Consider the following 23,810-nt stretch of genomic DNA (forward strand, 5'->3'; position numbering starts at 1 on the left):
TTTTATGCATATTATATCTGGAAGCAAAAAGGGAAGAAAGATACTAACTCCTAAAAGGGATTTCAGACCTACTCAGGCTAAGGTTAGGGAGGCTTTTTTTAACATAGTTGATATTGAAGGTAAAACATTATTAGATCTTTGCTCTGGAAGCGGTGCTATTGGGTTTGAGGGATTAAGCAGGAATGCTAAATATGCCGTTTTTATAGAGATAGACAGAGAGGCTGTTAAAACTATATTTGAAAATGCAAAAATTATATTTGAAAACTATAATGATATATGCAAAATAAAAAGAGTATCGGCTGATGATTATGTAAAAAAAACTAATGATAAATTTGATATTATATATTTCGATCCTCCTTATCATTCAAAGATTTATTTGGATGTAATCAGTTTTGTAATAGAGAGAAAACTTTTAAATGATAATGGTATTTTTGCTGCAGAGTTTGGTGCTGATTATTATAAAAAGTTTTTGGAAGATGAAGCATTTAAGAGTATTATAAAAGATAAAATGGAATATGATATAAAAAGCTACGGCGAGAGTATACTGATTATTTTTCATTATTGCTAGCTAGCTTATAACCAATACAAACTCTCTTTTTTTATTATCCTGATATTTACTGCATATATTATTTATTTCATCTATTATTATTTCTTCGTTATCAGTTGTAATATCCAAACATAATGCTGCTGTTTTATCTTTTGAATACACTTTTTTTACGGCATTTAATACCTTTGAAAGTCTGTATGGAGTATCTAAAATAATAACAGGTACATTTAATTTTTTTAAGTATGATAATTTTTTTTCTCTTTCTCTGTCATCTCTAGGTAAAAGCCCAGCATAATAAAACTCTTTGAAATTAAAAGGCAGGCACATAATAGCTGCTGTAACGCTGCTTACACCTGCTACAGGCTTTACTTTTATATTATGAGAATAGCAGTATTCCAAAAGCAGCCTCCCAGGGTCTTCTAAAACAGGTGTACCGCAATCGCTTATTAATGAAACGGTTTTGCAGTTTATAATTTTCGTTATTATGTCATCAATATCCTTTGATTTTTTAGTATGCTCGCTGAACTCTATTAAGCATTCTCTATCCTTTTTTATATTCAAAGCCTTAAAAAGTGTAGTAGCCTCTCTGAAACTTTCAGCTAGTATAATATCACTTTCTATAAGTACCTCTTTTAATCTCTCTGTATTATCTTTATAATTTCCTATATCTCTTGCTGCAATATAAACAGTAACCATTTTTTATACTACTTCCTTTTTAATAAACTATTTGTATACATATAATTCCAATTAGTGCTTATCATATAATTGCTTATAAAAATATTTGTAAAGAATGTATTAGTTAGGAAGTTATTAGCTTTGGATCGTTCTTCTCTTTCATTTATTTTCTTTACTTTTTCATTTAATGCTCTTATTATAGCATAAGTTTCATTATCTATATTTCCGTCCATTTCATTAGTTCTGAAACGGCATTGAAATGCATATAATACCTTCCTTGAATCAAAATCCCAAATATTATTTGTAGGCATGCTTGTATAACCATATTTTATAAACTCATCTTTTATTTGCTTTACAGTTGCTCTTCTGTATTTATTATCATTTAGAAAATTAGTATAGTCTTCTTCATCATACCATATACCAATATCATATTCATCATAAAGTCTTTTCCAAGGGAATTTAGGACCTGGGTCTTTCTTTCTAAATGGTGCTACATCGGAATGTCCCAATATATTATAAGGCTTTATATCATATTTTTTTATTAAATTTTTAAGAAGGTATGCTATCTTTTCTATTTGGCTTTCATTATAGTCTATATACTCATCATAAGGTATAAAAAATAAATTTTCTCTCTGTAATTTAGTCATTCTTCTTAATTGTTGTCTTGTATTAGTAACTTTCTGTAAAAATCCTAAGTTTACCACTTCTATTCCTATTGAACTGTCATTCATGCTGTATCTGTTATTAAACATCGTTATGCCCGCATGCCAAGCTCTGTTGCTGTCATCTACAAGTTTATATATAGGATCATCTTCTCTTGTAGTTACTAAATAATGTACCGATACTCCAGGGCCTGTAAGTATTTTTAATGATAGATCATCATCCAAAGCTGTATAATGCATTATAATATAATTTATTCTAAGATTATATGACTGAGCTTTATATACGCTTGAAATTTTAGGAGCTATTTTTCTTTGTTTTATGGGCGTCATATCATAAGAATTACTGCATGAGAGAATCAGAATTGATGATATTAATATAAAAATAATTCTTTTAAATATTTTATACATAAGCAGGAACTCCATTAAATCTATAACGCATAAATCCGTTATACAAATCTTTTATTTCAAGATAGGCAAAATAATAAGCCTGTGCCGTATTTATTCTGGCATGTTTATGAAATAAGTTGCTGTAGAAACTATATATAAAATTTATGTATAATCCGTCAGCTAAAGACCCTACGCCTGATATAACCGTATTAACTCCAGAAGATAATAATGATTTTGACAATTTATTATTTATCTCTTCCATATTGCATGCATTAATAAAAACTAAAGAAGGAGGATTTTCTAATGCTCCTATAGAGTTTAATAAATAATCATCGCTTAATTTTATACCGCTTTTGTATCCATGCGTAATTATATGAACAATATCATAGTTCTCTAATACTTTTATAAACTCTAAATAATTATGCTCTTTTTTGTATATATCTATTTCTATATTTTTAATACGGCTTATATATTCTATTTCATTTTTATCATCAATGTCGTCATTAGGTATAGAAATAACAGCCATTTTTATTTTTTTATTGGATATTCTGCTTTTATTTTTATGTATAACATTTGAAGCATTATTGTATGAGAAAATTATATTCTCAGATATAAATTTGCCGTTATAGGAAAGTATATCCCAAGGTATATTATATGTGCTGTCATCAAGATGAAGATAAACTATTCTAAAGCCTTCTAAAAGATGCTTTCTAAAATCTTTTTCAGGTATCAGCATATTCATTAAATAGCTTCCGATTTCTATATATTTGCCTGAATTATCATTTTCGCTGTTGGAATATTTTATTAAACGTAAGTATTCTTTGTATATACTTTCATAAGCCTGATAATCAAAACTTTTTTCATAATCGGCAACATATAAAGAAGGATATGTTTCTATGGCTTTATATTTAAAAATATTATTTTCTATAGAGCATGAAAAAAATGTTTGAGATATATTGTCATTTAAAATAATTAATCTGTCTTTTAATTTTGAAAACGTTTTATAATCTATCTCATATATTGAAAAGTCAGAATACTTATTTTCAAGATTATAGTATATTCCTCTTCTTCTTTTGTAATTATCTGATATATAAATATTTGTATAGTCTTTATCTTCTTGTATATTGTTTTTTAAATCTATTTCATAATATCCGTATAATTTATTTTTTTCATTATCATATAAAAATATATTTACATGGTTATTATCTTTCTTTATTATTTTTAGAATCTTTTTTAGAGATGAATTTTTTAAAGATATATATTCCATATTATGAGATAAAAAATAATCTCTGTTTTGAGTTACAATATACGATTTACTTTCTTCCATAAATTTTAATTTTTATATTTTACACTGATAAATTATTATATAATAATTTTTTATATAATCAAATAAAATGTTTATCAAATAATGAATAATAAGACATAAATTATTTTGTTTCAAATCCGTCAAAAGTGCATTTATATGTATCATTATCAGGATATAAAACTATAGATATTAAAGCTGTATTATTATATTTGTCTTCATCAAAGTTAGTTATAGGTATAGTAACAGAGAAATTATTTCTACAAAAGCCTTTTCCTGAATTTAAAATCCAAATATATCCATTAAAAGTTACATTAGTATTTTTATCATTGTATACTTATAATTAATAGTTTCTTCATCTAAAAAATCTAACAAATTTGATAGTTTTTGTCAATATCTTTGTTATATTTAAATAATAGTAAATGTAAATCTATTGTAAAATTTTAAAAATAATATAACATATTATGTTAATATATTATTGCAATAATTTTACATTAAATATATATTTATTAGTAATTATTATTAATAATATAAAAAATTTTAGGAGGTTCAACTTGAGTTGGATAGGTGCTATTATACTATTAAGCGTATTAGTATTCGTTCATGAAATGGGTCATTTACTTGCTGGTTTAGCAGTTGGAATAAAGGCTGAGGCTTTTTCTATAGGATTTGGTCCTATAATTTTTAAAAAAGAAATAAAAGGAATAGATTTTAGGCTTTCAATTATACCTTTCGGAGGATACTGCAAGTTTAAAGGCGAGATTTCTGAGGATGGAAAAACAGAAGAGGGAGATTTTTTAAATATGTCCCCTCTTAAAAGAATAATAGTTTATTTTGCAGGACCATTATTTAATTATTTATTTGCTTTTCTGCTTCTTGCTGTATTGGTATCATTGCCTTCAAAATTGGAATTGTATTCGCCTACAGTTTCGGTATTTAAAGACGGAAGATATATGCATGCAGAATCTGGAATGACATTGGCTTATGAATACGGAATACAAAGCGGAGATACTATTACTGCTATAAACGGAAGAGCTGTTAACTCTGATAATGATATATTAAAAACTATTAATGATGAAGCTATACAAAAGGCTGCAAATGAGATAACATTTACATTAAACAGAAACGGAGAAACCATTAATGTAACAGTACCTTCTGTTGAAATGCTTAAGGCATTAAGCGGAGAGAGAGTATTAGGTTTATACTTCGGAGATGATCTTATAATAAAAAATGTTATAGCTGATTCTGCTGCTTCTGAGGCTGGGCTTATGGCTGGAGATAAAATAATTGCTATTAACGGAATGAATGCAAGAAATATAGCTGATTTCAGACCTATAGTTATGGATAATGCCTCTCAGAAGATTAATATAACAGTGATTAGAAACGGAGAGGAGATTACAAGAGAGGCTATACCAGTTCCTTTAACTTCAAAAACTATAGGCACTTACGGAAGTTTAGGTGTGGAATTTGAAAGTACTCCTATGAGAGTTGAAAGAGTAGATGGAGTTCCTTTTCCTAAATGCATACCAGAGGCTTTTAAAGAAACTGGAAATTATTTAGTTTCCTATATAAACGGACTTAAACTTCTTTTCACTGGAAAGCTGTCAGTACGCGAAAATTTAGGAGGACCTGTAAGAATAATACAGCTTTCTTCTCAGGTTATTTCTGTTGATATAGAATACAGATTGAGAACTATACTTTCATTTACAGCTACTATAAGTTTAATATTATTTATAATGAATCTTCTTCCTCTTCCTGTAGTAGACGGAGGCATGATAGTGTTTTCATTTATAGAGCTTGTTATGAGAAGACCTATAGACAGAAAAGTTTTAACCAAAATACAAACTGTTGGTGCGGCATTCTTAATAACTCTTGCTATATTCATAACTATTAATGATATAACACAATTATTTAAATAGTATATTTTTGTGTATAAAAATTATAGAGGTTTGTAAAAAAATACGAACCTCTTTTTATCATATTAAATATTAATTATAATTTTTAAAGCGATAAACATGCATCTTATAATATACAAATATTTTAGCAAGTTTACCGCTAGCAGTAATAATAAGTTATTATTTTATCTTAATGGTGCTTTTGAAAAAGTTACAGGTATAGTGTGTAATTCTTTATTTAGTTTATTTGATAATAATTTTCTAATATATTCAGTATAGGATTCTGGATTTTCAACTTTAGCCCCTATAATAATTTTTTTTATATAGTTTGATTTATTATCAAATAATTTAATATAATCAAGATATAATTTTTTTATATTTGTATCTAATTTTATATTTTCTGATTCAATATCAGATATAGTTAATATTCTTAGTTCCTGCTCTTCAAAAAAGCCTCATGTTTAATGAGATATCTTATATTTTCAAATAAATAACTAAATATATCTGATTTAATATTTTCACCTTTTATATTATTGTTTATATAATCTATAGTTTCAAAAATATTATTAAAAACACTTTTTATAATATTAACTATATACTCATATCTTTTATCTTCATATTCTTTTGTGTCAATTTTATTCAGATCTATTACAACATTTGTATATTTAGAATTGGTAGGATTAAAAATTAATATATTTTCTTCTTCATTATAATATAAAATCCAATATAAATTTTTCTTGAAATTAATATTTTTACTAAAAATATCATTGGAATTGTATTGGAAATTATCATCATCACTATTGAAATAATCATTTTTTATTACCAATGATGCACCTGTAAATTCCTGATTATTTGATTTTCCGTATAATCTGAACATAGTTAAAGAATCTGTATTTCTTGAAAAGGATGTTTGAAATGATATTAAATTATCTATATTTTTCATTTTTACCTTTTTTCCTTTTTTGGCAAAAATATCTTCTAACATTTTTCCTTCTTTTGAATCATTGGCTGTTATTATATTCGTTATTCTCATATTATTTGAATTTACTTTATCATTTTGATTTTCATTCAATAATATCATTAATGTATTTAGTGTTAAATAATGGTTTATATTAATTTTATTACTATAATATTCGCTTAATAAAGGATTATTGAAAGAAAGTACTGAAAGCAGTCTATATTGATAAAGTAAATTAGTTTTTATATTGTTTTTTATTATATTAAATTGTGAATCATTATTGATACATTTCATTATACTTGCAAATATTTTATTGTTTTTCCATATATTATCCTTATTTATTAATATTTTAAAAATATTATCTATATAGTTTTCTCCTTTCTCCATTCCGCTAACTATATTTATAATACTCATAACAGCATTTGTTGCAAAATTATCAATTTTATCGAGATAGTTTAATATATTTTCATAATTACATATATTATTTTTTAATTCTAATATAATTTTACAGTAATAAAAATATTCTATATGATATTAGAATATTCATTGTCCTGATTAGCAGTACTTTTTTTATATTCTTCAATTATATTTATAGCTTCATCATATTTTTTTAACATAGATAAAGACATAGCTTTAGCATATATAGCATAATAATGATTTTTATATAATACCAGTGTTTGATCATATTCTTCAATAGCATCTGCATATTTTCCAGCATAATAATTTACAAATCCTTTAATATAATGTGCATTAGCCTTATTATTTGTTTCTTTATTAATGGATTCATCACAAAATTTTATTGCTTTATTATAATAATCTTCATTGTAATCAGCTCTATACAAATAATAATATGATAAGGCTAAATTATAAAAAGTATTAGCATTAGTTTGCTTTTGTTCAATATTTTTTTCTTCTTTTTCTATAATATCATTACATTTATCTTTAACTTTTTGGATATCATTATTTTTTAATAATCTCTCAATTTCTTTAATAAAATTATCCATAATTATTAACTCCTTAAATATATATTTAATATTAATTATTTAATAATAAATATTTAATAAATACCAAAAATTTAGATATTTTTTATAAATTTGTATAATAATAAACTTTACTATATAATACTAATTCAAAAAATAATTAGGATAATTATAATAAAATGAGCGGAAATTTAAAAAATGAAATACTAGAACTTGTTAAAAGCGAGGATATAATAAAACCAACCAGATATTTAGGCGGCGAGATAAATGCTATAATAAAACCAGACATGCCTTTTAAATTTGTTATGTGCTTTGCTGATATGTACGAAATAGCTATAAGCAATTTGGGGCTTTCTATACTTTATGAGGTTATTAACTCTATTGAGTATGCATCATGCGAGAGGGTGTATGCTGTTGCCGAAGACTTTGAAAAACTTTTAAGAGAAAAAAATATACCGCTTTATACTTTGGAAACTTTCAGCAGGGTAAAAGATGCTGATGTTTTGGGGTTTACTTTGCAGTATGAGCTTATATATACAAATATACTTCAGGTACTAGAATTAAGCCAAATACCTATACATAGAGATGAGAGGGGAGAAGATGTACCTATAATAGCGGCAGGAGGACCTAGCGTATTTAATCCTTTCATGCTTGCTGATTTTATAGATGTATTTTTATTCGGCGAGTTTGATATTGAGATGAAGAACTTCGTTGATATAATTTATAATCTCAAAAAAAATGGAGCAAAAAGAGATGATATATTAAAAGAGCTTTCAAAACTTGAGTATGCTTATGTGCCGAAATACCCAAGAGAGCATGTAAAAAGAATATTTGTAGAAAATATTAATGATATGCCTTATGTTAAAAAACCTTTAGTTCCTCTTGTAGAGGGCATACAAAACAGAATATCTGTTGAAATAGCTAGGGGCTGTACTCATAGCTGCCGATTTTGTTTGGCTGGTATTACTTATCGCCCTGTAAGAAACCGTACTATAGAAAAAATTGTAGAAATATCTATGGAATCATTAGAAGCTACTGGAGCTAATACTTTAAATTTATTTTCTCTTTCTGCTGACGATTATCCGCATATTGCTGATTTGATAGAATATCTGCAGACACTTGGAGAGCATAAGGGGTTTTCTTTATCTCTTCCATCTCTTAGAATAGATTCATTTGATAAAGAAACTGCCAATAGAATAGCACAGTTTAGAAAGACTGGGTTAACATTTGCATTAGAGGTAGGAAGTCATGAATTAAGAGAAAAAATCAATAAGGAAATGGACGAAGATGCCATATACAATATACTTGCTGATGTTCAGAAGATGGGCTGGAAAATAGTAAAGATATATTTTATGATAGGTTTTACTGATAATCCAGAGAAAGAAGCAGATGAGATAATAGAAGCACTTGAGAAGATGATTAAAGTGTCAAAAAATAAGGTAAAAATCAATGCGGCAATTAATGTATTTATTCCAAAGCCTCATACCCCTTTAGAAAATACTAATCAGCTTACAGATGAGGAGGCTATAAAATATATAGGAAAAATCAGAGATCATTTCAAAGGTACGAAGGTTGCTATAAAGTATCATCCTCCTAGAATGGCAGAAATTGAGGGAATAATATCTAGAGGCGATGAGAAAATAGGCGATATTATTTATAAAGCTTATAAAAAAGGTGCCAGATTCGATGCTTGGGTTGAGCATTTTAATTATGATATTTGGAAAGAAACTATAGAAGAAAGCGGATATACTATAAAAGAATTATTAAGCAAAAAAATAAATATGCCTTGGAAATGTATTGATACTCTTGTAAGTCAGAAGTTTTTTGATAAAGAATATGATAGATTTCAAAACGGTAAGTTTACAGACTACTGTTTTACAGGGAATTGTCAAAACTGCGGTATAGATTATAAAAAATACTGCCATAAATACAAAAAAGAAGTTTTAAATACAAACTTCACTCAAATGGCTGAAGAATTAAAAACATTAAAAAAACGCGATATATTTGCTGTAAATTATAAAGTATTAATGAAATTCAAAAAAGAGGGTATATCATCATTATTAGGTATGCATGATTTATCTCGTGTTATGATATGTGCTTTAAAAATTGCAGGGGCTAGCATATCATTAAGCAAAGGTTTTCACCCATTGGAGAAAGTAGTATTTACGCCTCCTACTCCTTTTGCCTGCGAGAGTGAGGCAGAGTATATGGAAGTGAGTTTAACTGAAGCCATAGACATAGATTTATTAAAAAATAAAATTAATAATTTGCTTGCTCATATAGGTATTGAAATAATTAATGCCGTTTCTGCACCTGTAAATGCTAAAAATATACAAGCACTTCCAAAAAATACGGTTTACAAACTTATAACAAACGATGATAAAAATGCTTTTGATATACTTTCAAATAAAGAAGATTTAAAAGTAAGCGAAGAGAGAAAAGGCGATTATTTAATTATAAATAAAGATAATGACTTAATTATAACTCTTTTAGAAAGCAGTGAAAAGGCTGTTAGGGTACGGGACATAAAAAGCTATCTTTCAAAAAACAATATTAATATAAAAAATATCAGAAAATTGGAGCTTGTATAGATATCAAATATTGTCCTAAATGATTAATTAATTTATAGGAATTTTTATTATGAGTAAATATTATTTAGAAAATGCATTCGAATTAAATAAAGAGTATCCAGACACTTTTAAAATCCCATCTAAAAAAGAAATTAATTCTTTAAAAACTGATGATTATGTTAAATTAATTTTTACTGAAGAAAATGCTGTACCTGAGAGAATGTGGGTAAAAATTACAAATATAAATGGGGATAATTTTAGAGGTATATTAGACAATGATCCTTATAATTTGAAAAGTGTAAAATGCGGCGATGAGATAGTTTTTAAAACTGAAAATATAATTGATACAGACTTAAATTTTTAAATTTGCATCATTTAAATTATCTTTTGATATATAAATGTTATTATAAAAAAATGCCTGATAAAAACTATCAGGCATTTAAGTTTTTATATTTTTATAAAATTATCTTAATTTAAAGAAACGCATTGCCTGTTCAAGTTCTTTTGCTTCATTTAATAATGAGTCAGCAGCTGCAGATGACTGTTCAACTAATGCAGCATTCTGCTGTGTAACCGTATCCATTTGTGCAACTGCTGTATTTACCTGATCAACACCAACCTGCTGTTCAACGGCCGTTTCGCTTATATCACGCATTATATTTGAAGTTTCTTCTATCTTTTTCTCTAAATCTTCAAATATCTGCTGAGATTCTTTTGCTTTTTCTGCTGATTTATTAATTTTTTCATATATAACATTAATTAAATTTGTTATGTCTTTTGCAGAAGTTTGAGAGTTTTGTGCCAAGTTTCTAACCTCACTTGCTACAACAGCAAAACCTTTACCCTGTTCACCAGCACGGGCTGCTTCAACTGCAGCGTTTAAAGCCAGTATATTAGTTTGGAATGCTATATCTTCTATAACTTTTGTAATATTTTTTATTTTTTCACTGTCTTCATTAACTTCTTCTATACTTTTTGTAGTTTCTGCTATTATAGAGCCTGCATTTCTAATAGAATCCATAGATTCCTTCATCATATTATTACCCTCTACAGAATGTGAAGTTGAAGATTTTATTGTTGATGCCATCTCTTCCATAGAACTTGCTGTTTCTTCAAGGCTTGCAGCCTGTGCTTCGGTTCTTCTAGATAAATCAGCATTTCCATTTGATAATTCCTGAGCAGCACAAGTTATTTTTTGAGAAGAATCATTAACTTTAGATATGATTTCTGTTAATTTTTGACGCATTCCTTTGAATGACTCAAACAATATTCCAAGTTCATCCTTTCTTTTATGCTCATTAGCAACATAAGTCAAATTACCTATTTCTATTTCTTTAGCTTCTCTTATGATACTATTCAAATGTCCCATTAATCTTTTAATAAATAAATAAACAAATGCCGCTAATAAAGCAATAGCTATTATAGCTACTATAGAACTTATTATTATTAAATCTCTATTTGTAGAATATATTTCACTGTCAAACATACTCATAGCTACAATCCAGTTCATATTTTTCATTTTAGTGTATGATCCAGTTCTATCCTGACCCATATATATGTATGATAATCTTCCTTGTGATAAATTATTATCAAATACTGTTTTGTATGCTGAAACTGCTGTTGAACCTATTTGATCGTATAAATTATCCATCATATCAGTTAAAGTAGAATCTATTGCTAGTATTCTTCCTGTTTTTCCAAGTGCTATATCTGTGAAATAATTATTATGTATTAACTTCCAATCTATTATAACAAATACAACTCCTATTAAATTATTAGATGAATCTTTTATTCCTCCTCCTACAGCTATAGAATGTACTCCAGTATCTTTTGAAGTAACCAATTTATCATCAAATGTAAACTCATAATTATTAGATTTTAACTTGCCCCATAAGGTAGGTCTTCTGTCAGTCATGCTTCCCGATGTATTTCCAATAGCATCCATAACAACATTTCCATCCAAATCAGTAACTACTGTATTTATAGAATATTCATTAGCATTATTAAATTGTTTTAGGGAGTTCAAAAGATTTCTTAATGTGTTTTCATTTCTGTTTACTAATGAGTCAATAATTGCAGGTGCCACAGAATATGTTTTTGCCAATGCAATTTGACTTACCAATATAGAATCAAATAATTTTGCATAAGCCTGTACAGTGTTTTGGAAGCCTTCAAATCGGCTTTTGCTTATTCCTATATTAGCAAAGTTTACTGCTATTGATAATATAATCACTATAAGTACAATAGATATCAATGTTATAATAACTGGTATCCTGAAAGATAAACTATTTATTTTTTTCATAAAAAACTCCAAATAAACGATTTAGATTAAATTTTACATTAATATTGGTTAATAATTATATATCAAAAAAAAATAAAGTGTAGATTTTTTATACTAATTTTTTATGAAAAATAAAAATCAAATTTTATAAAAAAATTTAAATTTTATTATTTTTTTATTACACTTTTTTAAAAACTTTTGTATATTTACAATATATCAGAATTGATTTGTATCTAATTTTATAAATTTTTTTCTTCATAATTTACCTTAATAGCGGATATAATATGTGTTATATCCGCTGATTTTTATAATTTCATATTTATTATATACATAAGTCTTATTTTTTATATGAATCTATCATAAATATTATTATTACATCATAGCTTTTATATGAAAATTAATATACAATGTTTATTCTTATACTGACAATACCAAAAAATATTATGATTGACTATTATATTTTAATATGACTAATTACTAAAAAACCGCTGATTTTAAGGAGAAATTAAATATGAAAACTACAAAAGAAACTGTTGAAAATATAGTATGGAAGGCATGCGATACTTTTAGGGGTTCAATAGATTCTTCTGTTTATAAAGATTATATATTGAGTATGCTTTTTGTTAAATATTTATCAGATTTTGTTAAAGAAAAAACTGCAGAATTAAAAAAGAAATATGGAGAAAATGAAGGTATTTTATCGAGAAGTTTATTAAGAATGGCATATAAAATAAGCGAGGTATCCAGTTTTGATTATCTTTATTCTATGCGTGAGGAGAACAATATAGGAGAGATAATAAATACTGCATTGCGTGAAATAGAAAAGCAGAACCCTGATAAATTTGAAGGTATTTTTAACAATATAGATTTTAATGATTCAAATAAATTCGGAAATACAAAGACCAGAAATTCCATATTAAAAAATTTATTAGAAGACTTCAATGATCCTGCCTTAGATTTAAGTCCAAGTGCATTAGATAATAATGATGTTATGGGTGATGCTTATGAATATTTAATAAAGAACTTTGCAGGCGATGCGGGTAAAAAGGGAGGGGAATTCTTTACGCCCCCTGAAGTGTCTATGTTAATGGCAAAGATAGTAAGCTATAATAGAGAGGGCGGATTAAAGGTATATGATCCTACATGCGGCAGCGGTTCTTTGCTTGTAAAGGTGTATAAAGAGCTTGGAGGAAATAACTGTACTATATACGGTCAAGAGAAGAACAGTCAAACGTATTCTTTATGCAGAATGAATATGTATTTGCATGAGATTAGAGATAAGGCAATAATAGAGTGGGGAGATACTATTAAAGAGCCTAAATTTTTAGATAAAAATGGCAATTTGGAAAGATTTGATATAGTGATAGCGAATCCTCCTTTTAGTTTGGATAAATGGGGCGAAGAAATAGTAGAAAAGGATAATTACAAAAGATTCGAGTACGGGATACCGCCTAAGAGCAAAGGAGATTATGCTTTTGTACTTCACATGATAAACAGCATGTCATCCAATGGAATAACTGCTGTTGTAATGCCTCATGGTGTATTATTCAGAGGGGCAAGCGAAGGTACTATACGCGAAAGAATAATAGAGGATAATCTGCTTGATGCTGTTATAGGTTTGCCTAATAATTTATTTTACGGCACTTCTATACCTGCATGTATATTAATATTAAAAAAAGACAGAAAAGAAAAGGATATTTTATTTATAGATGCAAGCGTGGAATATGAGAAAGGCAAGAATCAAAACCGTTTAAGAGAAGAGGATATAGAAAAGATAGCACAGGCATATAAAGACAGAAAAGACATAGAAAAGTACTGCAGAAGAGCGTCAATAGAAGAAATAAAAGAAAATGAGTACAATCTAAATATACCTAGATACATAGATTCATTTGAAGATGAAGACAATGTTAATTTAAAAAGCATCAATAAAGAAATAGATGTTTTGTATAAAGAGCATGATGATTTAAGCATGAAATTAGGAAGTATTTTAAAGGATATAAAGCTTTAATTTAATGCATTTAGAATATAATACCATAATATATAATACTGGTTTACTTAATTTTATCATAGTGATATAATTCAATTATATAGTAAATTATATTTTATAATTAGATTTATTTTGTATCAATCTATACTATTGGAAATTTATTTTTTTAGGAAAGCTTTATGAAAAAAAATATTGGCGAAATTTTGAGTGAGTTTAGAATAAGTAAATTTTTAAGTTTAAGAGATTTATCTGAAAAAATGAATTTAGGAAATGAAGGACATGTATATTTAAGTGATATAGAATGCAGCAGGATAATACCCTCTAAAGATGAAGTTATAAGTATATTAGAAGCATTAAATGTAAATTATAATTTAAATGAAATAATTGATATACTTGAACATTCAAAAATAGATAATAGTATAGATGAAGATGCAGACTATTATGAAGAAACATATTTTAAAACTTTTGAAAAATTTGGTAGATAATTATGAAAAATAGTGAAATTATAGATATAATCGAAAAAAATTTAACAAACTATATAAATAAAGGCGGAATAATAAAATATCCATTCCCTGTTGCAGATTTTGCTATTAGAACTTTTGGTTTAAATGTAATATATGATGAAAAACTATTTTCTAAATATAAGAATAAGGCAGGAATGATAAATATAAAAAAATCTATTATAAATATTAATCCAAAAAGAGAAGATTTTAAAATAGGAGATTTCGTAGTACCTAAAGAGCTGTATATAGAAGAATCTGAAAATCAAATTATAGCTCATGAAATTGGGCATTATGTTAAATATGTAAATATAGACAGCAGAGAGCTTTTTGATAAAGCTTATTATGTTGATGAATATTCCAATATAATGTTCAGCAATGAGGTATTTGCTAATAAATATGCAAGAAATTTATTAGTTCCTAAAGATGAATTAAATAAATTTCTTGGTAAAAATGAAATAATAGGTACTATAGATATTTTAAGAGAATCTTCAATTATAAGAAAGTATTTTGGTATAACAGAGTTTATGCTTGAGGTAAGGCTGAAAGAGCTTAAAATACCATTTGTAAATGGATATTATATACCAGATCAACTAAAAAAAGATAATTTAATATATAGCAGAGAAAATTTATTAAAACTATTAGAAATTTCAATAGGAAATGGATTTGGATTAAGCCCTGACTACAGCGATTCTGAAAAAATAGCATATTTATATAATAAAGCAGCAGGCGAAAACATAGACAGCGGTCCGATATATATTACATTATGTAGAATAGCAGAAGGAAAATATGATCATTTTGAAGAAATATGTGAAAGAAGATTAAGGTTTATAAATGAGCAAAGAAAAAAAATACCAGATATACAGAAACAAATAATATTAAAAAAGTTGGAGAAAGAGGGAGCAGGCAAAATAACCATATTTGGATCATTTGTAAAAAAAGGAAAAGCAGCTTTCAATGATAAAAGCGATATTGATATATTAGTTGATTTTAAAGAAACTAAGAGCATATTTGAGATAATGAGGATAAAAAATGAATTAGAACAGATGCTTTCAAGAAAAGTTGATTTGGTTACAGAAAATAATATAAAAGATTATATTGCTGAGTCAATAGAAGACAATAAAGAAGTATTATTACAGTAATCTAGGTAAAACAAAATGAAAAAAAGTGATGTTTATTTTATTAATGATATAAAAAAATGTATAAATTCAATAGAGAAATATTTATTAGAAATAAAAGATAAAGATGATTTTATGAATAATGAAAGGATGCAGAAGCTAATGATGTTCGAAATAATTATTATAGGAGAGGCTAGTAATAAAATATCATCAGCAACAAAAAACAATAATCCTCAAATAGAATGGCGTTTATTATCGGATATGAGGAATTTTTTAATACATCAATACCATGATGTTTGTAATGATATAATATGGGCAACAGTAAATAGAGATATTCCTAAATTGAAAGAAGATATTTATAGTATAAAACTATAGGAGATACAATGACTCAATGGCTTCCGAAAGGCTGGCAGGAAAAGAAGTTAAAAGATATTTGTACTATACAGGACGGAATACATACTACGCCAAATTATACGGATAGCGGAATAAGATTTATAAGTGCAGAAAATATTAATAATATATATGCAAGCAATAAATTTATATCAGAAGAAGATTATAATAATTTATATAAAATTAAAGCAAAAAAAAATGATATTTTTATGACAAGAATAGGCGATATAGGAACCCCCGCAGTCATCACTAAAGATGAAAAATTAGCCTATTATGTTACAATAAGTTTATTTACAAATATAAGCGAAGAAGTTTATTATCTCTATCTTTATTATGCAATGCAGTCATATTATTTTCAAAAGGCATTATATTCAAGAACTCTTCATGCTGCATTTCCAAAAAAAATAAATTTGAGAGAAATAGGCGAATGTAAATTGCTGCTTCCTCCTATTGATGAACAAAAACGCATAGTCAACATACTTTCATTATGCGATGATATTATAGAGAATCTTACTAAACTTATAGAAAAAAAAGAACTTTATAAGAAGGGTGTAATGCAGAGGGTTTTAACAGGCAAGGCTAGATTTAATGGTTTTAATGATGATTGGAAAATAAAAAAATTGTCTGATATTTGCAAAACTATAAAGACTGGAAAATTGGATGCTAATGCTATGGAGCAGGATGGTAAGTATAGATTTTACACTTGTGCCAAAGATTATTATAAAATAAACACTTATGCTTTTGACGGAGAGGCTTTATTAATATCTGGGAACGGTGCTTATGTTGGTTATATACACTACTATAACGGCAAGTTTAATGCCTATCAGAGAACTTATGTATTAATGGATTTTACAGAAAACATTAAATATATAAAATACTATCTTGACGAATATTTAAAATATAGAATAAAGAAGGAAAGACATGAAGGTAATACACCATATATAGTTATAAGTACATTAACCGATATGGAAATAAAATTGCCTAGTATTGAAGAGCAAAAAAGAATAGCTGAACTTCTTTCTGTGATAGATGCTGAAATAGATAATATAAAAAAACAGTTAGAATTACGCAAACTTCAGAAGAAAGGGCTTATGCAAAGGCTTCTTACAGGTAAAGTTAGGGTTTAAGTTTTTTTCTTGTATAAATATTACAGTAGATATAAAAATATAATTACATTATAATAATTTATGTCCAAAATTAAAAAATTGGAGAAATATTATGCCTAAAGAATACAGCGAAAGATTTTTACAGGATAAAGTAATAGAGCTTTTTAAGAATATGGGGTATCAATATATAAGTCCAGAAGAAGCATTGACAGAAAGGGATAATGATACCAATAATGTGCTTTTAAAAAATATATTAGAAGAACAAATGAAAAAGTTTAATTATTTTGTTTATGACGGCAAGAAGATTAATTTTTCTGATGATAATATAAAAAAAGCTGTAAATGATTTAGACATGCCTTTAATAAAAGGGTATTTAATTACTAATGAAGAGATAACTTCAAAAATTATAAGGGGAGAATCGTATAAAGAAAAAATAGGAAATAAACAGGAAAGTTTTAATATAAGATATATAGATTTTGATAATATAGATAATAATGTTTTTCATATAACAGAAGAGTTTATGGTAAGCAGAAACTGCACAGAAGAGAGAGAAAAAACGAGAAGACCTGATTTAGTAGTATTTATAAACGGAATACCAATAGGAGTTATAGAATTAAAAAAAGGAAGTGTAGATTCAATAAATGCTGTAGAGCAGATGGTAAGAAACCAAAATGAAAATGAAATAAGACAGCTATTCAAATTCTCTCAGATTCTTATTTGTGCTAACGATGATATTGTAAAATATGGTACGGCAGGTACTCCAGAAAAATTATATAATATATGGAAAGATAAAGAAAATAATGATAATAAAAGATTAAAGGCTTCAAATAAAGAACAAAGCAAGGTAATGAAAGAGCTTAATAAAATAATAAAAGACAGAATAATAAATGAAATAGATATAACATTATATTCATTATTTGAAAAAGAAAGACTATTTGAGATTTTGGAATATTTTATAATATTTGACGGAGCTGTAAAAAAAGTAACAAGATATAATCAGTATTTTGCAGTAAAAAAGACTATGGAGCGTATTCAAAATATAGTCAAAGAAAAAAGAGAAGGCGGAGTTATATGGCATACTCAGGGAAGCGGCAAAAGTCTTACAATGTCAATGCTTACAAAAATGATATCCAAAAAAATAAAGAATTCAAAAATAGTTGTTGTTACCGATAGAGTTCAATTAGATGAGCAGATACATGATACTTTTTTAAATACTGATATTTCAGTGGCAAGGGCAGAAACGGGGGCTAATCTTGTCAAATTAATAGAAAGCGGAAAAAGTGTGATAACTACTGTAATAAATAAATTTGATAAGGTATTTGAAAAAAAAGTTATAATAGATTCTTCTGATATTTTTATTTTGGTAGATGAAAGTCATAGAAGTCAGTATGGTGATTTTGCTTTTAAGATGAGAAAAATTTTTCCAAATGCATGTTATTTAGGATTTACAGGAACCCCTTTATACAAATCTGAAAAAAGTACGGCAGAAAAATTCGGAGGCTTTATAGATTCTTATACTATAAGGGATGCATTAGAAGACAATGTAATAGTGCCTTTATATTATGAAAGCAGATTTATAGAACAGAAAATACATGATAAAAAAGGACTTGATTTCAGATACGATTTAATTACAAAAAATTTAACTCAAGAGGAAAAAGAGGATTTAAAAAATAAAAAAGTTACGGAAAAAGTTATATTAGAAAGCGAGCAGAGATTGGTATTGTTAGCTGATGATATAGTTAAGCATTATAATAAAAATTTGCTAAATACAGATTTTAATGCCATGCTTGCCGTTTCAAGTAAGTATCAGGCTATGAAGATGAAGGAAATATTTGATGTTTATCATAATCTTGAAACTGCCGTTGTTATATCATCTCAGTATGATGAAGGGGAAGATAATAAAAATAATGCAGAAAAGAAAAAATATGTATCAGAAAAATGGAAAGAGCTATACAGTAAATATTCAAATGATGAAAATAATTATACTAAAAAAGTTACAGACAGCTTTAAAGACGGCAATATAGATATAATTATAGTGGTTGATAAACTTCTTACAGGATTTGATGCACCTAGGGCTCAGGTTTTATATATAGATAAAGAGTTAAAGGATCATGGACTTTTGCAGGCTATAGCTAGAGTAAATAGAACATATACAGGAAAGGATAACGGAGTATTAATAGATTACAGGGGACTTCTTCAAAATTTAGATAAGGCTTTGAATGCTTATGATATATTAGCAAATTATGATTTAGAAGATATAGAAGATGCTGTATTTGACATAAAAGAAAAAATAAAAGAGTTTAAAGCTGCTTATGATGAATTGGTAAATTTTCTGCCAGAGCTTATTTTGAATGATAAGGATAAAATAAATAAATGCAGTTTAATTTTACATGAAGAAAATAAGAGAAAAAAATTTTATGAATTATTTTTGAATTATTCAAAGCTTTTAAATATATGTCAGTTTAGCATGCATTTTTTAGAGAGTTTTAGTTATGAGGAGATATCAAAATATAAAGAATTATTTAAAACATGTATAGAGCTTAGAAAACGTTTGAGAATTAAATATCATGAGGCAATAGATTTTAAAGAATATGAATCTAAGATGCAGAAACTTTATGATGAGTTTATAGGTACAGAAAGCGAGGTAAAAGTTTTAAATAGAATACCAAGTATATTTGATGCAGATTTTGAAGCTGAAATAGATTCTTTAAATGAAGAAAAATCTGATGCTGTATTAAATGCAGCAAGCAGTGTAATAAAAGAAAGAATGGAAGAGAACCCAGAACTTTATACTAAACTCTCAGAAAAGATATCTGATATAATAGAGAGATATAAAAATCATAGGATAACAGTAGAAGAAAAACTTGAAGAGGCTATGGAAATAGCATTGACAGTGAAAGGAGAAAATGAAAAAGAGAATATGAAATATGATGAGAGAATAAGGGATAATAAATGTGCCAGATCAGTTTATGATAATTCAAAGAAGTATATAGATAATGATGATGCATTGATAGATTTCTCTTTATTTGTTGATAAATTGTTTAAATCAAACAGCACTTTGCCTGATTGGCAGAATATTAAATCTGTAAGGGATAATATAGAAGGCGATATAGATGTAAAATTATTTGAATTGGGAAATGAGAGTAAGGATGAAAAAATATTAAGCATAAGCAACAATGAAATGACATCATTTTTAAATGTGCTTTTAAAAATAGGACTTAACATATATTCAAATTATAGTAATAAAAATACAAGGTAGAAGATGAGTGAAGTTATAATAGAATACAAGAGGATTAAGAATATATATATAAGAGTGAAGCCTGATTTAAATATATATGTAACAGCACCTAAAAAGGTTGCCAAAAAATATATATATGATCTTTTAGAAAAGAGAAAAGATTGGATAGAAGATAAAAAAGAAGAGATAAAAAAGAAAAATATTTATGATATAAGCCTTAAAGAATTATCAAGCGGCAATGAGATATATTATCTTGGAAAAAGCTATATGCTTAAGGTATTAAAATGCAGAAAGGAGAATATAATTATTGCAGGCAGAATTATGTATATGTACGTTAATATCAAAGATGATGAGAATTACAAAAACAGCGATATAAGAAAAAAACATATACTGCTTGATACTTGGTATAAAAAAGAGGCTTTGAAATTATTTGATTCATTGATAAAAAAGTACAGCTCCCTTATGGAATTGCAAGTTAATACATTCAGTGTGAAAAAATTAAAAAGCAAATGGGGTTCATGCGATGTTAAGAAAAAACATATAACATTTAATTTAGAGCTTATGAAGTACCCTGTTCATGCTGTAGAGTATATAGTTCTCCATGAATTGGCACATCTTTTGCAGGCAAATCACAGCAAACAATTTTATGATATTGTAAGTCTTTATATGCCTGAATGGAAAAAAGAAAAAAAGATACTGGACACATTTTTTAATAATTTGTAAAAAGTATCTCACTCTATCTTTTATTAAGTTTGTAATTTTGTAAAAAATATAAAAATGCTATATAAAATTATTTTTTTATAATGTATAATTATGAAAAAAGTTTATATCAGAGGTTTACATACTAATGGATTACAATGAAAAATTATATAATGTATTTTCAAGCGGCGAACAGAGATTAGAATCATGGATGGCTGCTGTATTTAATAAAGAGTATGATCATAATATGACTGTTGATGAGCTTAGAGAGATATTGTCTGAATCTGATGAGTATATGGTAATGGATTTAAAAGAGATAGATGAGTCTAATTTCATAAGGGATAAATCTAAATGGGAGGTATCGGTAAAGCTTCAGTATTTGCCTATGGTTATAGATGAAGAAGGGCATGAATGCGGATGCAGTAATTCCGATGAAGGATGCGGATGCGGATGTCATTGTGAAGAGGAGGGTAACGAAGAGAATAATGATGAACTTAATTTCTATATTGCTTTAGTTGATGCTTCAAGCGTTACAGAGAATGTTCCAGAAATATTTTCTGTAAATACAGTAAGAGAAGAAGATTATAATGAAGCTTGCAAATGCAAATACGCTGTGCATATATCTACAACATTTGATAATTTTCAGCTTACGGATTATCAAAGACAATTAAAATTATTGGACAGTTTAGTTCCTGAAGCCTCTATATTTTTGGATATGTCATGCTATACAGCACATTCAGGAGATTGGCTTTCATACACTTCTACTTTTGCTTTGCCTTCATCTTTGGATTATCTTTATACTATACATGCCGTTTATGATGATGATAAAGACCCTAATAAAATAGAATATTGGTTTCATACGCATGGACTTTATAGGGTAGGCTCTATAGAATTGGAGATAGTAGGTGTTGAAGATTCAAATGCTGCTTATGGACAATTATTAAATACATGTGCTAAAATGTTTATAGAAAGAGGAGTTCCTGAGCCTGGATTTAAATTTAATCCTGCATATAATGTTTATGTTTGCTGGCTTCCTTGGGAAGAGGCTTTGAAAAAACTTAATATTTCTGATGATGTGTCAGGAAGTGCTAAAGATAGAAATGACGGTGTGCATAATACTCCTTCAGGAATATTAGTTGCAGTAGATAAAGAAGGAAATTATCACACGCTTGATTTTTATAAAAAAGAACTTACAGATAATCCTATGTTTATGATGAGCAACTTTGAAACTTCACTTATGAGAGAGGCTGCTTTTGATAAAATAGAATACTTTTTAGAATTATTAAATAAAAATAAAGGCAGTGAAGAAATTTCTTTCCTAGTAAAATTAGGATATGGAGAAACAGAAGAAAACCCTAATGATTTAGAACATTTATGGTTTGATGTGCATGATTTTACAGATGACGGATATTTTGATGCTACTTTGCTTAATGAACCTTATAAAGATTTGGGTATGCATGAGGGCGACAGAGGTATGCATAGTATAGAAAGACTTACAGATTGGGCTATATATACAGGAGAAGAACAGTATAATTCAAGAAATATTTATTTGCTGTTTGATTAATATTTAATATATAAATAAGTTTAATAAAAAACAATGGGATATAAAAAATCTCATTGTTTTTTATTGTTTATAATTTTAAATTACTCGCCTATTATTTTTATTAACACTCTTTTTAATCTTTTTCCATCATATTCTCCATAAAATATCTGCTCCCAAGTTCCGAAATCAAGTTTTCCATCTGTAACAGCAACTACAACCTCTCTTCCCATAATCTGCCTTTTCATGTGAGCATCAGCATTATCTTCAAAACCATTATGCTTGTACTGACTATGAGGTTTTTCAGGAGCTAATTTTTCAAGCCAAACTTCAAAATCATTATGAAGACCATTTTCATCATCATTTATAAATACGCTTGCCGTAATATTCATGGCATTGCATAAAACTAACCCCTCTTTTATGCCGCTTTCATCTAAACATTTCTGAACCTCTGGAGTTATATTAATATAGCCTCTTCTTTTAGGATAATTAATCTCTAATACTTTTCTATAAGATTTCATAATTATTCTCCAATTAAATGATTTTTATATTTTTCTATAATCCTTATATTTTTCCATTAAATCATCGAATATTTTGGCTGCTTCAAATATTAAGTAGCTGCATCCGTTTTCAGGATGTCTGTATTTTTCAACTAAAGTATCGCAGTTAATACTTTTCATCTTATTGTTAAAAGTATTTATAAATTCAGCCTCAATCTCTTTTAAAAGTGTTCCCTCATGTCCTTTTTCTTTTATGAATGCCTTAGATAAAGCCATTATTCCGCCAGTTAATATTCCGCATGTTATTCCAACAGCCATTCCTCCTCCAAACCCTGCGGCTAATTTTAAGTCATTTCTATTTATTCCTAAATTGTATACATCATTTGCACCATAAAGCATTTTTTCAGCACAATTTAAATCTTCTGCTTTACCGAATCCTGAAGATAAATATTCATATAATGTCATAATAAAAAC

The 23,810-nt window shown here is 27.2% G+C and carries 20 protein-coding genes; 12 read left to right on the plus strand and 8 right to left on the minus strand.

Annotated elements, in window-relative coordinates; genetic code table 11:
- Positions 1-4 precede the first annotated feature (4 nt).
- Positions 5-568 (plus strand): 16S rRNA (guanine(966)-N(2))-methyltransferase RsmD, encoded by a 564-nt coding sequence (rsmD, locus tag Q0J69_RS02380; protein ID WP_297203982.1) that lies wholly within the window; start codon positions 5-7, stop codon positions 566-568.
- Here the strand turns inward: rsmD and Q0J69_RS02385 are convergent, their stop codons facing one another.
- The 3 genes from Q0J69_RS02385 to Q0J69_RS02395 are packed head-to-tail and all read right to left on the minus strand — an operon-like array spanning position 569 to position 3,598.
- On the minus strand, positions 569-1,243 hold the full coding sequence (locus Q0J69_RS02385; protein WP_297203983.1) for an SAM-dependent methyltransferase: 675 nt from the start codon (positions 1,241-1,243) through the stop codon (positions 569-571).
- 8 nt (positions 1,244-1,251) lie between these two features.
- Positions 1,252-2,283: an N-acetylmuramoyl-L-alanine amidase gene (locus Q0J69_RS02390; protein WP_366030143.1), complete on the minus strand. Its 1,032-nt coding sequence runs from the start codon at positions 2,281-2,283 to the stop codon at positions 1,252-1,254.
- Between the two features lies 1 nt (position 2,284).
- On the minus strand, positions 2,285-3,598 hold the full coding sequence (locus Q0J69_RS02395) for a CHAT domain-containing protein (RefSeq protein WP_297203987.1): 1,314 nt from the start codon (positions 3,596-3,598) through the stop codon (positions 2,285-2,287).
- Positions 3,599-4,128: 530 nt separating this feature from the next.
- Here Q0J69_RS02395 and rseP point away from each other — a divergent pair.
- On the plus strand, positions 4,129-5,493 hold the full coding sequence (gene rseP, locus Q0J69_RS02400; RefSeq protein ID WP_297203990.1) for an RIP metalloprotease RseP: 1,365 nt from the start codon (positions 4,129-4,131) through the stop codon (positions 5,491-5,493).
- 406 nt (positions 5,494-5,899) lie between these two features.
- Here rseP and Q0J69_RS02405 read toward each other — a convergent pair whose 3' ends face one another.
- Positions 5,900-6,841: a hypothetical protein gene (locus Q0J69_RS02405; RefSeq protein WP_297203993.1), complete on the minus strand. Its 942-nt coding sequence runs from the start codon at positions 6,839-6,841 to the stop codon at positions 5,900-5,902.
- A gap of 110 nt (positions 6,842-6,951) precedes the next feature.
- Complete coding sequence (locus tag Q0J69_RS02410; RefSeq protein WP_297203996.1) at positions 6,952-7,431, minus strand: CDC27 family protein; 480 nt, start codon at positions 7,429-7,431, stop codon at positions 6,952-6,954.
- A 155-nt stretch (positions 7,432-7,586) separates the two neighbouring features.
- Between Q0J69_RS02410 and Q0J69_RS02415 the strand changes: the two genes are divergently transcribed.
- Positions 7,587-9,998 carry a TIGR03960 family B12-binding radical SAM protein gene (locus Q0J69_RS02415; protein WP_297203999.1) on the plus strand — a complete coding sequence of 804 codons (2,412 nt, stop codon included), beginning with the start codon at positions 7,587-7,589 and terminating at the stop codon, positions 9,996-9,998.
- A gap of 49 nt (positions 9,999-10,047) precedes the next feature.
- Positions 10,048-10,341, plus strand: coding sequence for a DUF2314 domain-containing protein (locus tag Q0J69_RS02420; protein WP_297204001.1), 294 nt, complete (start codon positions 10,048-10,050; stop codon positions 10,339-10,341).
- Positions 10,342-10,440: 99 nt separating this feature from the next.
- Here Q0J69_RS02420 and Q0J69_RS02425 read toward each other — a convergent pair whose 3' ends face one another.
- The gene (locus tag Q0J69_RS02425) at positions 10,441-12,279 is read right to left on the minus strand and encodes a methyl-accepting chemotaxis protein (RefSeq protein ID WP_297204003.1); all 1,839 of its coding nucleotides are present in this window, start codon (positions 12,277-12,279) and stop codon (positions 10,441-10,443) included.
- 490 nt (positions 12,280-12,769) lie between these two features.
- Between Q0J69_RS02425 and Q0J69_RS02430 the strand changes: the two genes are divergently transcribed.
- From Q0J69_RS02430 to Q0J69_RS02465, 8 genes are all read left to right on the plus strand, one after another.
- Positions 12,770-14,266 (plus strand): type I restriction-modification system subunit M, encoded by a 1,497-nt coding sequence (locus Q0J69_RS02430; RefSeq protein ID WP_297204005.1) that lies wholly within the window; start codon positions 12,770-12,772, stop codon positions 14,264-14,266.
- Positions 14,267-14,424: 158 nt separating this feature from the next.
- Positions 14,425-14,730, plus strand: a complete 306-nt coding sequence (locus Q0J69_RS02435) for a helix-turn-helix transcriptional regulator (RefSeq protein ID WP_297204008.1) — start codon at positions 14,425-14,427, stop codon at positions 14,728-14,730.
- 2 nt (positions 14,731-14,732) lie between these two features.
- Positions 14,733-15,887: a nucleotidyltransferase domain-containing protein gene (locus Q0J69_RS02440; protein ID WP_297204010.1), complete on the plus strand. Its 1,155-nt coding sequence runs from the start codon at positions 14,733-14,735 to the stop codon at positions 15,885-15,887.
- Between the two features lie 15 nt (positions 15,888-15,902).
- Positions 15,903-16,238 carry a HepT-like ribonuclease domain-containing protein gene (locus Q0J69_RS02445; RefSeq protein ID WP_297204012.1) on the plus strand — a complete coding sequence of 112 codons (336 nt, stop codon included), beginning with the start codon at positions 15,903-15,905 and terminating at the stop codon, positions 16,236-16,238.
- 8 nt (positions 16,239-16,246) lie between these two features.
- The gene (locus Q0J69_RS02450; RefSeq protein ID WP_297204015.1) at positions 16,247-17,380 is read left to right on the plus strand and encodes a restriction endonuclease subunit S; all 1,134 of its coding nucleotides are present in this window, start codon (positions 16,247-16,249) and stop codon (positions 17,378-17,380) included.
- 91 nt (positions 17,381-17,471) lie between these two features.
- A complete protein-coding gene (locus Q0J69_RS02455; RefSeq protein ID WP_297204017.1) occupies positions 17,472-20,618 on the plus strand; it encodes an HsdR family type I site-specific deoxyribonuclease in 3,147 nt (1,048 codons plus the stop codon).
- 3 nt (positions 20,619-20,621) lie between these two features.
- Positions 20,622-21,320 carry a SprT family zinc-dependent metalloprotease gene (locus Q0J69_RS02460; protein WP_297204019.1) on the plus strand — a complete coding sequence of 233 codons (699 nt, stop codon included), beginning with the start codon at positions 20,622-20,624 and terminating at the stop codon, positions 21,318-21,320.
- Between the two features lie 124 nt (positions 21,321-21,444).
- Complete coding sequence (locus tag Q0J69_RS02465; RefSeq protein ID WP_297204023.1) at positions 21,445-22,860, plus strand: DUF4026 domain-containing protein; 1,416 nt, start codon at positions 21,445-21,447, stop codon at positions 22,858-22,860.
- An 80-nt stretch (positions 22,861-22,940) separates the two neighbouring features.
- On the opposite strand, the gene Q0J69_RS02470 is transcribed toward Q0J69_RS02465, so the two are convergent.
- Positions 22,941-23,357 carry a secondary thiamine-phosphate synthase enzyme YjbQ gene (locus tag Q0J69_RS02470; RefSeq protein WP_297204025.1) on the minus strand — a complete coding sequence of 139 codons (417 nt, stop codon included), beginning with the start codon at positions 23,355-23,357 and terminating at the stop codon, positions 22,941-22,943.
- Between the two features lie 24 nt (positions 23,358-23,381).
- A complete protein-coding gene (locus tag Q0J69_RS02475; protein WP_297204028.1) occupies positions 23,382-23,801 on the minus strand; it encodes a C-GCAxxG-C-C family (seleno)protein in 420 nt (139 codons plus the stop codon).
- Positions 23,802-23,810 lie beyond the last annotated feature (9 nt).

The sequence above is a fragment of the uncultured Brachyspira sp. genome, assembly GCF_944388875.1.
Lineage (GTDB): Bacteria > Spirochaetota > Brachyspiria > Brachyspirales > Brachyspiraceae > Brachyspira.

What these genes read in the sequence shown, in the direction of transcription:
- Q0J69_RS02475 (WP_297204028.1), bottom strand. Translation starts at nt 23,801, where the DNA reads ATGACATTATATGAATATTTATCTTCAGGATTCGGTAAAGCAGAAGAT.
- Q0J69_RS02470 (WP_297204025.1), bottom strand. Translation starts at nt 23,357, where the DNA reads ATGAAATCTTATAGAAAAGTATTAGAGATTAATTATCCTAAAAGAAGA.
- Q0J69_RS02420 (WP_297204001.1), top strand. Translation starts at nt 10,048, where the DNA reads ATGAGTAAATATTATTTAGAAAATGCATTCGAATTAAATAAAGAGTAT.
- Q0J69_RS02445 (WP_297204012.1), top strand. Translation starts at nt 15,903, where the DNA reads ATGAAAAAAAGTGATGTTTATTTTATTAATGATATAAAAAAATGTATA.
- rsmD (WP_297203982.1), top strand. Translation starts at nt 5, where the DNA reads ATGCATATTATATCTGGAAGCAAAAAGGGAAGAAAGATACTAACTCCT.
- Q0J69_RS02435 (WP_297204008.1), top strand. Translation starts at nt 14,425, where the DNA reads ATGAAAAAAAATATTGGCGAAATTTTGAGTGAGTTTAGAATAAGTAAA.
- Q0J69_RS02395 (WP_297203987.1), bottom strand. Translation starts at nt 3,598, where the DNA reads ATGGAAGAAAGTAAATCGTATATTGTAACTCAAAACAGAGATTATTTT.
- Q0J69_RS02430 (WP_297204005.1), top strand. Translation starts at nt 12,770, where the DNA reads ATGAAAACTACAAAAGAAACTGTTGAAAATATAGTATGGAAGGCATGC.
- Q0J69_RS02425 (WP_297204003.1), bottom strand. Translation starts at nt 12,279, where the DNA reads ATGAAAAAAATAAATAGTTTATCTTTCAGGATACCAGTTATTATAACA.
- Q0J69_RS02460 (WP_297204019.1), top strand. Translation starts at nt 20,622, where the DNA reads ATGAGTGAAGTTATAATAGAATACAAGAGGATTAAGAATATATATATA.
- Q0J69_RS02440 (WP_297204010.1), top strand. Translation starts at nt 14,733, where the DNA reads ATGAAAAATAGTGAAATTATAGATATAATCGAAAAAAATTTAACAAAC.
- Q0J69_RS02385 (WP_297203983.1), bottom strand. Translation starts at nt 1,243, where the DNA reads ATGGTTACTGTTTATATTGCAGCAAGAGATATAGGAAATTATAAAGAT.
- Q0J69_RS02455 (WP_297204017.1), top strand. Translation starts at nt 17,472, where the DNA reads ATGCCTAAAGAATACAGCGAAAGATTTTTACAGGATAAAGTAATAGAG.
- Q0J69_RS02465 (WP_297204023.1), top strand. Translation starts at nt 21,445, where the DNA reads ATGGATTACAATGAAAAATTATATAATGTATTTTCAAGCGGCGAACAG.
- Q0J69_RS02405 (WP_297203993.1), bottom strand. Translation starts at nt 6,841, where the DNA reads ATGAGTATTATAAATATAGTTAGCGGAATGGAGAAAGGAGAAAACTAT.
- Q0J69_RS02450 (WP_297204015.1), top strand. Translation starts at nt 16,247, where the DNA reads ATGACTCAATGGCTTCCGAAAGGCTGGCAGGAAAAGAAGTTAAAAGAT.
- Q0J69_RS02410 (WP_297203996.1), bottom strand. Translation starts at nt 7,431, where the DNA reads ATGGATAATTTTATTAAAGAAATTGAGAGATTATTAAAAAATAATGAT.
- Q0J69_RS02415 (WP_297203999.1), top strand. Translation starts at nt 7,587, where the DNA reads ATGAGCGGAAATTTAAAAAATGAAATACTAGAACTTGTTAAAAGCGAG.